The sequence below is a fragment of the Bacillus sp. FSL K6-0073 genome (assembly GCF_038006085.1).
In the GTDB taxonomy this organism is placed as follows: domain Bacteria; phylum Bacillota; class Bacilli; order Bacillales; family Bacillaceae_G; genus Bacillus_A; species Bacillus_A cereus.
In genome coordinates, this window is the sequence record NZ_JBBOUN010000001.1 from 2,242,669 (window position 1) to 2,257,296 (window position 14,628).

The window sequence follows — 14,628 nt, forward strand, 5'->3', positions numbered from 1 at the left end:
TATATGTAGTGCTTTCTATACTATAATTTACTATAAGTGAGGAAGGTGTCTTATGAAAATATCTGTTTATGTTGCAAGTGCATTTAGTAAGGATCATAAAGGCGGAAATAAAGCAGGAGTGGTATTTATTGAGAATACATTGACCACTACTCAAAAAATGGAAATAGCCAAACAACTGGGCTATGCGGAAACCGCATTTATATCAGAATCTGAAATTGCTGATTATAAATTTGAGTATTTTACACCAAAAGAAGAAGTTGATTTATGTGGTCATGCCACAATTGGCTCTTTCGCGATACTGATGCATTTAAATAAACTTTTCAGGAATCGCTATACGATTGAAACGAACAGCGGTGTTCTTACTATTACTATAAAAGATGACATCATATTCATGGAACAAAATAAACCGATATTCTATGATGTTGTATCTCCAAACGAGTTCATCGACTGTTTTGATAGTAAAGATATAGAAAATAAATACCCAATTCAAATTGTCTCCACGGGCTTAAAAGATATTTTAATTCCTATAAAAAGTGAAACACAATTACATGCACTGCAACCTAATTTTGAAAAAATTAAAGAAATCAGCAAGTATTATAATGTTGTCGGGATGCATCTATATACTTTTAATGACAATCGAATTATATGCAGAAATTTTGCTCCGCTATACGACATCAATGAAGAAGCAGCGACTGGAACTTCAAACGGTGCATTAGCTTGCTACCTTTATGAACAGCACTACTTGCAAAAAGAAGTCTATGTATTTGAACAAGGCTATTCTTTACACTCGCCTTCTGAAATATTAGTTAAATTAGCAACCAATAGCAAAAATAAAATAGAAAAAGTTTATGTTGGTGGCAAAGGATATTACTGTGAAACTAAGTGTTTACATGTAGAAAATATTGAGTGAAGAGCTTTTTTATCGGTAAGAAGTTTGTTAATTTATTTTCTTTTAGAAATATGTGACTTACTTATAGTCAATGATAAACTCTCATTTTTAAAAATTTAAAATAAAGACCGATTTGTGTAATGATTCAAATATTGTTCATAATTTCACAAGTTGTTTATGAAGTGTCATGTTATGATGAAGATGTAATGATGATTGAACACTTAAATTTGGTACAATAACTAGCCAAAGTAGTGAAGAAAGTAGTTGTGAGATAAACTCATTAAAATGCTAAAACACTAAAGGGGAGATCACATATGAAAGCAGTAGTGGTTAATAAAAACAGCAAAGCAAACATCGAAGTGATTGAAAAAGAATTACGTCCGTTACACTCAGGTGAAGCGTTAGTAGATGTAGAATATTGTGGAGTTTGCCACACTGATTTACACGTTGCGAATCATGATTTTGGTAATACTGATGGCCGTATTCTTGGTCATGAGGGTGTAGGTATTGTTACGAAAATAGCTGATGATGTTACTTCACTAAAGATAGGTGACCGTGTAAGTATTGCATGGATGTTCCAATCTTGTGGACGTTGTGAATATTGCGTAACTGGTAGAGAAACATTTTGCCGTGAAGTTAAAAACGCTGGTTATTCAGTGGATGGTGGTATGGCTGAACAATGTATCGTTACAGCTGATTATGCGGTAAAAGTACCAGAAGGATTAGATCCTGCTCAAGCATCATCAATTACTTGTGCTGGTGTAACTACATATAAAGCTATTAAAGTATCAGATATTAAACCTAGTCAACCTATTGTAATCTATGGCTGCGGTGGATTAGGTAACTTAGCTATCCAATATGCTAAAAATGTATTTGGTGCAAAGGTAATCGCAGTAGACATTAATGATGACAAATTAGCCTTAGCAAAAGAAGTTGGTGCTGATATGACTATCAATCCAATTTCTCAAGGTCCTGCTGATAAAATTGTGCAAGAGGAGTTTGGTGGCGCTTATGCTGCGGTAGTAACAGCAGTCTCTAAAGTAGCCTTTAACTCAGCAGTTGATGCAGTACGTGCTTGCGGTAAAGTAGTTGCAGTAGGGCTACCAGTAGAAACAATGGACTTAAACATCCCACGACTTGTACTGGATGGAATTGAAGTAGTTGGTTCTCTAGTTGGTACTCGTAAGGATCTGGAGGAGGCATTTATGTTCGGGGCAGAAGGAAAAGTAGTGCCGGTTGTTCAAACTTGTTCTCTAGATAAAGTACAAAATGTATTCGAAGAAATGGAACAAGGTAGAATTCAAGGGCGTATGGTAATTGATTTTAAAAAACATAATTGTGCTTGCAAATAATTCACTTTAAATATAAAAAGCATGAGTCTAGCAAAGGACATGTAAAAAAGTTAGACAGTATAAGAAGATGATCCCTGTATTTAATAGGGATCATCTTCTTTATTTTCTACTAATATCAATGCCAATTAATACTTGATTAATGAGAAATGATTAAAGGTTTACTTTATTTGCAAACGAAAAGGAATCTTTATGTTTAACAAATTTTTTATGATCTGGAACGTTTTGAATTGCTACAATTTGCGAATCTCTTGCTTTCAGTGCATCTTGAATCCCGATGGTCATAAGCTTAATAAATAGAATCGTAATAAAGAATGAAGCGAGAGTATAAAAAATAATCCACCATGAAAGATTCATTTCATTACGATTTAATCCAATAAGACCTGCCCAATCATTAGATAGAGAAACAGGTTTAAGCACTCCGTCATAGAGTTCACGCATTTGTATCCCGCCAATTACAATGTTAAGCAACGCTAAATGGATAACGAGTATGAGTGTTTGGACGATATGTTCCATAAATAATACAAATAAGCGGTCAAGTAATAAGACTCGTAAGTGTTTTTTAATAATATGAAAACGGCTAGCACCCAGTAATTGTGAACTTAAGATGTAATCTCGTTTCATAAATTCATCAACCTCTGAGGATATGTATAAAGAAAGTGTAGGCAGAGCGACGAAAATAAGTACGAGTACTTGATAAAACATAAATGAAATATTTGGATCTACCCCATCAGCATTTGATGTGATTATAATATTAACGGGCGTGATGAGTATGAATGCGATAAATAGAGTTGGAATATAATAAAAAACTTCTGAGCATGACTGGAAAAATCTCTTGAGTTTTGGAGCAAATAAACTTAAGAGGATTCCTATACATGTTCCGCATAAAATTCGAAAGAAGCTAATTGCCACTGCTAATAAAATAGTGAATTTTGCTCCTTCTACAATTTGTAAGAAAACAGACTCTCCAAAACGATCAGATCCAAAAGGTGGAATTAACGATGGCGGAAAGGGGGCCTTTCCAAGTAATTCGTTATTGTCATTGTAAAGTAACTGAGGAGGTTTTGGGATGTTATCTTTAAAGAACCAACTATAAATAAAACTAGCTGAAATAAGTATGAATAGATAAGTAAAGCCGATTAAAAAGCGTTTTGATTTCCAAATAGATTTCATAATGATACTCCTTTCAATTGCTTTTTCCATCTATTCATCATGAATGAGACTATTTGGAAAATGGCATAAAACGGTAAAATAATCATAACAAGTATGATAAATGCAGCTGGAGGTGAAACAAACGCCTTATTAAATAAAAATTGAATAATGCCTTCCATATTAAAAACAAGTTCTAAAATGAATAAATTAGAAAGTAAGAAAACAAAAATCGTTTTTAAATGGTGGAAGAAGTGGATAGATATATTTTTGAATAAATGAATGCATAGTATATAACTTGATGAAAGGCCTTTTCCATATGCAACCTCTACGTAATGTTTTCCTTGTTCTTCTTTTATGTATAACACAATCATCCGAAACATTTGTAATGTAGGTAAGACAGCTAATGATAAAATAGGGAGTAAATAAGCTCGATTTTCATTAAAAGAAATAATAGTGACAGGAGATTCCCCAAATTTCTGAAGTACCCATATGAAAAATATTTGCAAACAAATCATCATCATCATATCAGGGACAGCTTCTAATATGAACACAATTCGGTTTATCCATTTTTTTATATAATCTTTTGCTAAAAAATAAAAAAATGCCATGCTGGATGATAAAAAGAGAGCAAGAAAAAAGGCTGAAAATAATATAGTAAATGAATATAGGTAAGGTTCTAAAACAGTTGGAAATAATGGTGTTTTTTTGAAATGGCCAAACTTCGGGTCTGATCCTATAATCACTAATGATTCAGGGGAGAAGACCTGTTTTAACATGGTAACGATCTGATTAAAAAAATAAATTGGTTGAAAGGTAAATCCTTGTTGAGTGATAAATAAATAAGGTAAATTTAATAATAGTAAGAGTGATAAAAGAATTGATGAAAGCTTAATTGTGAATTGAGATATTTTATTTAACATTAAATCCCTCCGACATCTTTTTACAACATTATACAATAAATTCTGTATTATTATTTTATTTTTCTGAAAAATAAAAATACACTTCGGTTTTATAGTATGCAAGATATATTTACAAGATAAAAAAGTGATAATAGGGGGCCACGCTCTATGTTTATCAAGATAAAAGACTAGTGAACTTAAAACAATAAATAAGAGCAAAATGCACAGAATTCTCATTCTGCGGTTAGTTACTTTTCTTGGTTTGATGGTGATGTTACGTGACCGCTAAAAATGAATATTGCTTTTCAACTCTTTCTTCAAGCAAATAAGTAGAACGTGTGGAGGACTATGTATGTGTTGTTAATGAGAGGAAAGAGTGTATTGCGTAACGAATATAACGTAATTTTACCGCATGGAAAAGCTAAATGTAGTATATAAGTGAAATGGAATGAGGGGATTTATTTTTTGGTATGAAAAAAAATTTCTTTTTATAACTTGATAAATGAAAAAATATTTTATATACTAATTCATGTAAACGGTTTACTAAATCGTATTTTTCTAGAAATGAAGGGAAGATTCGCATGGAAACAAGGGGGAGAGTAATCGGGATTGATATCGGTACCACAAGTACAAAAACGGTTGTGTTCACAGAAAAAGGAAAAGTCATTGCATCACATGCAATCGATTACCCAATTATTCAACCGAATGTAGGATGGGCTGAGCAAGATCCTGATGTAATATGTGCCGCTGTATACAAAAGTGTAAGCGTTGCCATTGGAAAAGGTAATGTATTACCAGAAGATATTTCTTCAATCGGTATTAGTACAGCTATGCACGCATTAATTGCAGTAGATGAAAATGGTGCGCCATTAACGCGTTCTATCATTTGGGCAGATAATCGAAGTACGAAGCAATCAGAAAAATTATTACAACAAATGAATGGGCATGAAATTTATAGACGTACAGGTACACCGATTCATCCGATGTCACCACTTTCTAAATTGTTATGGATGAAAGAAGAGGAACCAGAGTTATATACAAGTGCCTATAAATTCATTTCCATTAAAGAGTATGTGATTTACCAATTATTTTCACGCTACGTAGTTGATTATTCGATTGCTTCTGCTACGGGGTTATTTAATTTAGAAACATTAAACTGGGATGAAGATGTTTTAACTATGTTACATATGTCACCAGAACAATTATCAACCCCTGTACCAACTACATATATTTTATCAGGTATGAAGCCAGAATTAGCACAGAAGATGGGGATAAGTGCAGAAACACCAATTGTCATCGGAGCAAGTGATGGGGTTCTTGCAAATGTAGGAGTTGGTGCGATATCACCGGGTGCGGCTGCAATTACGATTGGAACGAGTGGTGCGGTTCGAACAATCTCATCAAATATAAATACAGATGAGAAAGGGAGAACGTTTTGTTACGCATTAACAGATGAGCACTGGGTAATCGGTGGTCCAACGAATAACGGCGGAATATTACTGAGATGGTTACGTGATGAATTTGGTAGTCCAGAGCAAGAAGTAGCAAGAAAGCTCGGCATTGATCCTTATGATTTATTAATTAAATATGCAGAAAGCGTACCAGCTGGAGCGGATGGACTATTGTTCTTACCTTTCTTATCTGGAGAACGCGCACCTTACTGGAATGCAAATGCTCGTGGTACATTCTTTGGAATCAATCTTCAACATAAGCGAGAACATTTTATACGTGCAGTGATGGAAGGTGTTTGTATGAGTGTATATTCAGTAGCACTAGCAATCAGGGATTGTACAGGGCCACTTACTGAAATACGAGTTTCAGGAGGGTTTGCAAAATCTGCATTTTGGAGACAAATGTTGTCCGATATGATGGGAAAAGAATTGCTTGTTCCGGAAAGCCATGAAGCATCTGCGCTTGGGGCAGCGGCAGTTGCTTTATATGCTGTAGGAAAAATCGATTCTCTTGAAGAGGTAAAGGATTGGATTGATATTGTCCATCACCATGTACCAAATAAAGAAAATACGGCTATATATTTAGAAATGTTTTATATGTATGAACGACTTTACAATCGCTTGAAAGAAGAATTTGATTGTATAGCTGCTTTCCAACGTAAACAATAGGGGGATTGGGAGAAATGGTAGTTGGGATCGTACTAGCGGCAGTTGTCATACTACTTTTACTTATTACGGTAGTAAAATGGCATCCATTTGTCGCATTAATTTTAACAGCAATTGGTGTAGGATTAGCAATGGGAATGCCTTTAATTGGAACTTCACCAAAAGATCCAGGGATTATTGATTCTATTAAACTAGGGCTTGGTAATACGTTAGGGTTTTTAGCGATAGTTTTAGCACTAGGAACGATGCTTGGAAAAATGATGGCCGAATCTGGTGGTGCTGAACGTATCGCTAACACATTAATTAATCGTTTTGGGAAGAAACGAGTTCACTGGGCGATGATGTTCGTTGCATTTTTAGTCGGGATTCCGGTATTTTTCCAAGTTGGATTTGTACTATTAATTCCGTTAGTATTTACAATTGCGTTAGAAACTGGGGTATCACTTATTACAATTGGTATTCCGCTAGTAGCAGGACTGTCAGTCGTACACGGACTTGTTCCACCGCATCCAGCGGCAATGGCGGCAGTTGGTATTTTTAAAGCAGATGTAGGGAAGACAATTTTATATGCGTTAATTGTCGGACTTCCAACTGCAATTATTTCAGGTCCACTTTACGGGAAATGGATTGGTGCTCGTATACATAAGGAAGTACCATTAGATATAGCGGAGCAATTTGTTGAAAAAGATAATAAAAAAGAGCTTCCTAGCTTTTGGAATACATTGTTTACAATTTTACTTCCAGTATTTCTTATGCTTGGTGCATCAATAGCAGAAGTTGCATTAAATAAAACAAGTCAACTAGCACAAGTATTACACTTTATTGGAGATCCGATTGTGGCTTTATTAATTGCAACCATTTACTCTTTCTTTAGTCTTGGATATGCAAAAGGTTTCTCAAAAGATAAAGTGTTAGAATTTACAAATGATTGCCTTGGACCTATTGCAAACATATTGTTAGTGATTGGTGCAGGCGGCGCATTTAATAAAGTATTATTAGATTCTGGAATTGGAACGACAATTGCAGATATGGCGAAAGAATCACATATTTCACCGATATTATTAGGGTGGGGAATTGCGGCACTTATTCGAATTGCAACTGGATCAGCTACTGTTTCTATGATGACAGCGGCTGGAATTGTTGCACCGATTGCAGCAAGTACACCAGGTGTAAATGTTGAACTACTAGCACTTGCAACTGGTGCAGGGTCATTAATTTTATCACATGTAAATGATTCAGGATTTTGGATGATTAAAGAGTATTTCGGAATGACTGTGAAAGAAACGTTATTAACATGGACTGCAATGGAGACTATATTATCTGTAGTAGCACTTGGGCTAATTTCGATATTAAATATATTTGTATAGAATAGGAGATTGATTAATATGAAACTAGGTTTAATTGGATTAGGAAAAATGGGATTCCCATTAGCTGAACACTTACATGAAGACAAGCATGAAGTAGTAGTATACGATGTAAATAAAGAGCTTGTTGAAAAGGCAGGAAAACTAGGAATTACTGCACGTCATACATTAAAAGAAATGATTGCTGAACTAGAAGCTCCTCGTACAATTTGGGTAATGGTGCCTGCAGGAGAAGTTGTAGAGTCAGTACTAAAAGATGTATATCCGTTATTAGATGAAGGTGATATCGTTATTGAAGGCGGAAATTCATTCTATAAAGATACGTTACGCCGTGCTGAAGAAGCAAAAAGCTTCGGATTACATTATGTAGATATCGGTACATCAGGCGGTGTAGAAGGAGCTAGATACGGTGCTTGCTTAATGGTTGGTGGAGAAAAAGAAATTTACGACCAATTAGAACCTTTATTTAAAGATTTAGCAGTAGAAAATGGCTATTCTTATGCTGGCCGTGTTGGTAGTGGTCATTTCTTAAAAATGGTTCATAACGGTATTGAGTACGGCATGATGCAAGCAATCGCTGAAGGATTTGAAGTACTAGATAAGAGTGACTTTGATTTCAATTATGAAGATGTTGCAAAAGTATGGGCGAATGGATCAGTTATCCGTGGTTGGTTAATGGACTTAACTGAAAAAGCATTTGCAGAAGATCCCAAACTAGATGGCATTAAAGGTGTAATGAACTCTTCAGGAGAAGGAAAATGGACTGTTGAAACTGCACTTGAACTTCAAGCTGCAGCACCAGTAATCGCTATGTCATTATTTATGCGCTATCGTTCTCAGGAAGATGATACATTCCATGGAAAAGTAGTTTCAGCACTACGTAATCAGTTCGGTGGACATGAAGTTGTGAAAAAATAAGGATGTTTTTGAAAAGAAACTTGTGCATAAGCGCAAGTTTCTTTTTTATAGTTTAAGAAATTACTAATTTAAAAATACCAATCAATCATCGTTTTTTTGTCACAAATGACAGCTTCAACGTTCATTGAATGAACAATATATTCTATATTTTCTTCTTTAGCTAATAATAAGGTTGTAAAGGAATCGAATATACTCATAAACGCATACTCATTATCTTCGCCAGTAATAATTAACTCATTATTGCTAATGTCCCAAATATCTAATGGAGTAGTATTATTTACCTCTAATAATCCGTTTGTATCAAGAATTGGTTCAGAGAAATATAAATTTTTTGCACCTTTAGAACCGAGGAGTTTAAGTAATTTATGTAATAAAAATATAGACGTATAATCTTCTGTTGGATAATAAAGATCTTTTTTTAAGTTTGAATATAGCTTTTCGGCTAAATCCTCTCTTTTATATTCTTCTGTATAAGCACCAATGGAAGTCAACATGGCCATTGCTAATTCTGCGTATGAATGTAATCCACTATAAGACATCATTTCCTTCCAAGAAACGGATTTCCCATTATGAATGATTTCTTCAGCGCTAGGATAGATGTGCTCATATGGTCTTTTTCTCACAGACTTTTCCCATCCTAAAGGCATTTGGACAAAAGGGTGTAGCAATATAGCTGCAGATTTAAAGGTGCTTGGTAGTTGTTCTAAAATTGGTGATTTGTCATCTAGCCAAATGTAATCCAACAAAATATAACCTCCTCTTAGACTTTGAAATGTACGGATTCCCGCATTATGTTTTTTTGTATTGATTGTATCAAATATAAAGGGCTACATGAAATATGTCCCAACATAAAAGTAAGAATAAATAAAATGAAGTTTTCATAAATAGTAAAAGGGTGCTTATGTCATCAGTATAGCTAAGAAATGTTGTTACATATGAGAAGAGCGTGTTAATAAAATATGAGGTGGTTAAATGGGAAATGAGCAAGTGAAGTCTGTAAAGGAAGAAAAAAAGTTATGTCTTTGTATGATCGTCAAAAATGAGTCTAGAATTATGGAAAGATGTTTAAATGCAACAAAATCAATTGTAGACTTTGTTTCTATTTGTGATACTGGATCGACGGATAATACGCCTGAAATTATTGAAAATTGGTGTAAGGAAAATGAGATACCTGGGACGGTTCATCATGAGCCGTTTAAAAACTTTGGTTATAACAGAAGCTTAGCTGTTTCGTTAGCGCAAAAAACATACCCAGAAGCAGATTATTTATTAATATTAGATGCAGATATGATTTTAGAGGTTGGTCCGAATTTCGATAAAACGAGCTTAACGGAAGATCATTATCTTACATTACAATATGATGTTCATATTAAATATTGGCTTACCCGTCTTTTAAAAGCTTCTTTACCATGGAAATCTGTCGGTGTTACTCATGAGTATTGGGATATAGATCGTTCAAAAGTTGGAGCGAATTACAATACGAGGGTAGCTCGGTTAGAGACTCTTGTCGTGAATGATCCCGGAGATGGCGGGAGCAAAGCTGATAAATTTGAAAGAGATGAGAGGTTGTTGTTACAAGGAATAAACGACCCAGAAACAACGCCAGATTTGCATATAAGATATTTATTTTATTTAGCTCAGACTTATTTTCATTTAAGTCAATTTGAGAATTCAATTAAATGGTATAAAAAACGAGTGGAAGCAGGAGGATGGGTTGAAGAGGTATTCTATTCGTTATTGCGAATAGGATTTTGTTATGAGCAGTTAGCAAATCGTTCAGCAAATAAACAAAATGAAGTGACAGATGCTGATGAAAAAGAAACTGTTAAAGGGCAAGAAGAGCAATATTTAGCATTAGCTGTTTTTTATTTTCAAAAAGCGTGGGAATATAGACCAACCCGGGCTGAACCATTATACCAACTTGCAAGGTTGTATCGATTACGATCTCAAAACAATATTGCTTTGATGTATGCTCTGCAAGGGAAGGAAATTCCTTTTCCAAAGGATGATCTACTATTTGTAGATTATCATGTGTATGATTACTTATTTGACTATGAAATTTCTATTAGTGCTTTCTATATACCTCATAAAAAACATTTAGGGGCGGTATCGCAAAAGTATTTGGAATCGATAAAGGAAAAGATTCCATTTCATATAGCAAATATAGTAGAGAATAATGCGAAATTTTATTAAATACATTTTCGATTAAAGGAGTAGTGGAGTAATCATGGAATTAATGCGATGGGCGATTGAACTAGGAGAATCGGTGCATGGAAATACGTATGAAGAATTGATGCCACTACTAGACTATTATTATGATCGTGATCATTTAAAAGCGTATTGTATCGCAAATCTTCTTTTAAACATGGATGTATTAGATGAGGACCGGGAAAGAATCGAATTAAGAAGATGCATCGCTGCTTATTATGCTGGATTATATAAAGTAGCAAGAAAACATGCAAATGAGTTGGTACTTAAACATCCAGATGTAGATTTATATAAAAATAATTTAAGATTAATGGAAGTTTATTTGAATAAAGAATATGATTATTGTCTTTTTATATGCCCAAAGACATACGGTAGTTTCATAGATGTTGCGCGAGCTTTAAAGTGGCGGTTGGAGCAGGAGGGAAATACAGTAATTATATCAGAAACAATACTGGGAAATGTAAAGAATACAGTTGTTTTTGGAGCACATACATACGCATATAACCCGAATCTTCTTCCGAAAGATGCAATTATTTATAATTTAGAACAGCTATACGAAGGAAGTCCATATGCGCATCCCCTTTATTTAATATTATTAAAAGATAGAGTGATTTGGGATTATAGTAAACAAAATATAGAATGGCTTCAACAAAAAGGGGTAGGAAAAGAAATAAAACATGTAGAAATGAACTATGCTCCAACTTTGGAAATAAAAAAAGATGCGTTTGAAGATGAGATTATTGAAGATATTGATATTCTGTTTATAGGTGCTCTTAATCCGAGGCGACAAGCTATTTTTGATCATCTAAAAGCGATTGCCCCGAATTTAAATATAGTTTTTAAAAATAATGCGTGGGGAATTGTTAGAAATGAATTGATTGCTAGAGCTAAAATTATATTAAATATTCATTTTTACTTATCAGGAATTCTTGAAACACCTCGCGTGTCTTATGCAGTCGCGAATAAGAAATTTATTATTTCCGAAAATAGTAATCCAGAAGATGAGGTAGAGTGGCCAGGAATTGTATTTACTCCGTACGAAAAAATAATTGAAAACGTAATGAAATATATAGAATTACCAGAAGAACGGAAAAGATTAGCGGAAAAAGCATATAATCATTTTGAAGCAAATGAAAGTTTAGGTACATTGAGCATGAGAGATGAATCAAAGTAATTGTACGAAACTCATACGAAAGTATGAGTTCTTTTTTGTTTATCATACTATTTTATGAAACAAGTTAACTCTTTATATTGTGTTTTGTATAGAAATTTCTGATAATATATAAGTTGAACTTGAAAACAAAGGGGAGAAATAATCATGAAACTAGTCGTTATTAACGGTACACCAAGAAAATTTGGTAGAACTCGCGTGGTGGCAAAATATATTGCGGATCAATTTGAAGGAGAATTATATGATTTAGCAATTGAGGAGTTACCTTTATACAATGGAGAAGAGTCGCAACGTGATTTAGAGGCAGTAAAAAAATTAAAAACGTTAGTGAAAGCTGCGGATGGGGTTGTATTATGTACACCAGAATATCATAATGCGATGAGCGGTGCGCTGAAAAACTCTTTAGATTACTTAAGTAGTAGTGAATTTATTCATAAACCAGTTGCGTTGTTAGCGGTTGCTGGTGGCGGTAAAGGTGGAATAAATGCATTAAACAGCATGCGAACGGTCGCTAGAGGTGTTTATGCAAATGCAATTCCAAAACAAGTTGTGCTTGATGGATTACATGTGCAAGATGGTGAACTTGGGGAAGATGCAAAACCATTAATTCATGATGTAGTTAAAGAATTGAAAGCATATATGAGCGTATATAAAGAGGTGAAAAAACAACTAGGAGTGGAATGATATGTCCTCACTTTATCATGATTCTCGCTTGTATTACATTCTAGGAGCCAATAGTCTATCTGCTATTGGTTCCGGAATTGTTATGATAACGATTCCTTGGCTGTTAATTAAAGAGAGTGGAGGAGAGACAACATTTGGTTATGTTTCTATCATTGCAACCCTCATTATGTTTTTATTAACACCATTCATTGGGCAAAGTATTGATCGTTTTTCAAGAAAATCTTTATTGCTATGTAACGAAGGAATCGGAATAGCCGTAATCGGAATAATGGTTATATGGGGATTTGCTGGGCAACCTTATCATTCTATTCACTATATTCTTATTTATATAGCCGGATCATTCTACTATTTATTATTTTATCCTACAATATTTGCGTTCAACCAAGAGATATTTCAAGCAGAACATTATAAAAGTTTAAGTGGAACGATGGAAATACAAGGACAGTTAACACAAGTTATTTCTGGAGCGGCCGCGAGCTTCTTAATTGAAATTGTATCTTTGAAGTGGATTTTGTTAGTAGACATGTTAACTTTTGCTGGAGCATTTTTTCTTTTCTTATGTATACCGTACGTAAAGAAAAAAGAAGTGAAAAGAAAAATAACATTTAAGAAGCAATTGTTTGAAGGAATTCACTTTATGAAAAAACGTCCTAAGCTCTTTTGGTTCTTACTGGCCACTTATATGCCGTTTATAGGTGTTATGATGGCAAATTATTTAATACCAGTTTATATTTCGGATATACTTAAAGCCAATGCCTCTGTATACGCAATAGAGGGAATGATGTACGGTGTCGGAGCGGTTGTTGCAGGAATCTGTATTCCACTCATAATGAAATATGTAAAAACAGAAGTTTCAATCGTTATGACGATGTTCATTTATGTAATTTCAATTACCGCAATGATTATTGAACCTTCCGTAATTTTCTTATATTGACTTGCAATTTTTCAAGCAGTTGGAAATGCGGGTACAAGAGTGGCGAGAAATGTATTGATGATGGAGGAAATTCCAAACGAAGTAATGGGACGTGTAGACAGCTTATTTCGCCTAATTGGTACTGGAATACGAATTGTATTATTAATGCTGTTTACAGCGGGTGTATCTAAAGCCGGAGTAATGCTTCCATTTTACGTATTAAGCTGCATATTGATCTTCTCATTAGGAATCGCTATTTATTATGTACTATCACAACGTAAAGTAGCGGCGAATGTTTCTAATAAATCAATCGTTTAAAAAACACTTCTGCCGCCCTTTCTTTTTCTGTATAATAAAAAGAAAGGGAGTGCAAACTTATTTATGAACAAATGGATCTTTCTTATCATTTTATTATTACCGCCACTATATATCATTTATATGACGTTTAGAATGAACAAAGTTGCTCGTGAAAAGTTGAGCTATCACTCTCCGTACGTTCTTATACTGGGTGCAAAGTTATTTGGAGATAGACCGTCTTTATCTCTTCAAAATCGTTTGGATGTAGCGTTGGAGTATTTATTTTCCCATCCTGAAGCGAAAATAATTGTTTCAGGTGGTCAAGGAGAAGATGAAGATATACCGGAAGCTCACAGCATGAGAAACTATTTAATGGTACACGGTATAGATGAGAGTCGTATTTTAATAGAAGATCAATCTACAAATACGTATGAAAACTTAAAGTTTAGTATGGATTTATATAATGTGAAACATGCGGTAGTTGTAAGTAATACGTATCATTTATATCGAACGAAAATAATTGCAAAGCGTTTAGGCATGAAGATGGAGGCACTAGCTGCTGAAACACCAATTCGTTCTAAGAGAAAAATGTATGTTCGCGAATATGCTGCTATTATGAAAACAATATTGTTCGACCGTTAGAGCTCAAATGTGAGCTCTTTTTTTA

Annotated in this window: 12 protein-coding genes and 1 pseudogene; 10 read left to right on the plus strand and 3 right to left on the minus strand. The window is 34.3% G+C overall.

Annotation, left to right across the window (positions count from 1 at the left end; genetic code table 11):
* The first annotated feature begins 52 nt into the window (after nucleotides 1-52).
* Nucleotides 53-910 (plus strand): PhzF family phenazine biosynthesis protein, encoded by an 858-nt coding sequence (locus MHB52_RS11800; protein WP_000704317.1) that lies wholly within the window; start codon nucleotides 53-55, stop codon nucleotides 908-910.
* Between the two features lie 293 nt (nucleotides 911-1,203).
* The gene (gene adhP / locus MHB52_RS11805) at nucleotides 1,204-2,241 is read left to right on the plus strand and encodes an alcohol dehydrogenase AdhP (protein WP_016117739.1); all 1,038 of its coding nucleotides are present in this window, start codon (nucleotides 1,204-1,206) and stop codon (nucleotides 2,239-2,241) included.
* A gap of 150 nt (nucleotides 2,242-2,391) precedes the next feature.
* Here adhP and MHB52_RS11810 read toward each other — a convergent pair whose 3' ends face one another.
* Nucleotides 2,392-3,411 (minus strand): ABC transporter permease, encoded by a 1,020-nt coding sequence (locus MHB52_RS11810; RefSeq protein ID WP_016117740.1) that lies wholly within the window; start codon nucleotides 3,409-3,411, stop codon nucleotides 2,392-2,394.
* Nucleotides 3,408-4,310: an ABC transporter permease subunit gene (locus tag MHB52_RS11815; protein WP_016117741.1), complete on the minus strand. Its 903-nt coding sequence runs from the start codon at nucleotides 4,308-4,310 to the stop codon at nucleotides 3,408-3,410. Before MHB52_RS11815 ends, MHB52_RS11810 begins: the two co-directional genes overlap by 4 nt.
* A gap of 560 nt (nucleotides 4,311-4,870) precedes the next feature.
* Here MHB52_RS11815 and gntK point away from each other — a divergent pair.
* The 3 genes from gntK to gnd are packed head-to-tail and all read left to right on the plus strand — an operon-like array spanning nucleotide 4,871 to nucleotide 8,688.
* Nucleotides 4,871-6,409 (plus strand): gluconokinase, encoded by a 1,539-nt coding sequence (gene gntK, locus MHB52_RS11820; protein ID WP_016117742.1) that lies wholly within the window; start codon nucleotides 4,871-4,873, stop codon nucleotides 6,407-6,409.
* 14 nt (nucleotides 6,410-6,423) lie between these two features.
* Nucleotides 6,424-7,773, plus strand: coding sequence for a GntP family permease (locus MHB52_RS11825; RefSeq protein WP_016117743.1), 1,350 nt, complete (start codon nucleotides 6,424-6,426; stop codon nucleotides 7,771-7,773).
* A gap of 18 nt (nucleotides 7,774-7,791) precedes the next feature.
* Entirely contained in the window at nucleotides 7,792-8,688 is an 897-nt protein-coding gene (gene gnd / locus MHB52_RS11830; RefSeq protein ID WP_000765982.1) for a phosphogluconate dehydrogenase (NAD(+)-dependent, decarboxylating), read from the plus strand.
* A 68-nt stretch (nucleotides 8,689-8,756) separates the two neighbouring features.
* Here the strand turns inward: gnd and MHB52_RS11835 are convergent, their stop codons facing one another.
* Nucleotides 8,757-9,470, minus strand: coding sequence for a DUF2711 family protein (locus MHB52_RS11835; RefSeq protein ID WP_423739796.1), 714 nt, complete (start codon nucleotides 9,468-9,470; stop codon nucleotides 8,757-8,759).
* 190 nt (nucleotides 9,471-9,660) lie between these two features.
* Between MHB52_RS11835 and MHB52_RS11840 the strand changes: the two genes are divergently transcribed.
* The 5 genes and pseudogenes from MHB52_RS11840 to MHB52_RS11860 all read left to right on the plus strand — a co-directional run bounded on the left by MHB52_RS11840 (nucleotide 9,661) and on the right by MHB52_RS11860 (nucleotide 14,603).
* Entirely contained in the window at nucleotides 9,661-10,881 is a 1,221-nt protein-coding gene (locus MHB52_RS11840; protein ID WP_000526227.1) for a glycosyltransferase family 2 protein, read from the plus strand.
* A gap of 34 nt (nucleotides 10,882-10,915) precedes the next feature.
* Complete coding sequence (locus tag MHB52_RS11845; protein WP_016117744.1) at nucleotides 10,916-12,070, plus strand: hypothetical protein; 1,155 nt, start codon at nucleotides 10,916-10,918, stop codon at nucleotides 12,068-12,070.
* A gap of 144 nt (nucleotides 12,071-12,214) precedes the next feature.
* On the plus strand, nucleotides 12,215-12,751 hold the full coding sequence (locus MHB52_RS11850; RefSeq protein WP_000780355.1) for an NADPH-dependent FMN reductase: 537 nt from the start codon (nucleotides 12,215-12,217) through the stop codon (nucleotides 12,749-12,751).
* 1 nt (nucleotide 12,752) lies between these two features.
* Nucleotides 12,753-13,982: pseudogene (locus MHB52_RS11855) on the plus strand (MFS transporter).
* A gap of 63 nt (nucleotides 13,983-14,045) precedes the next feature.
* A complete protein-coding gene (locus MHB52_RS11860; RefSeq protein ID WP_001045711.1) occupies nucleotides 14,046-14,603 on the plus strand; it encodes a YdcF family protein in 558 nt (185 codons plus the stop codon).
* Nucleotides 14,604-14,628: the final 25 nt, after the last annotated feature.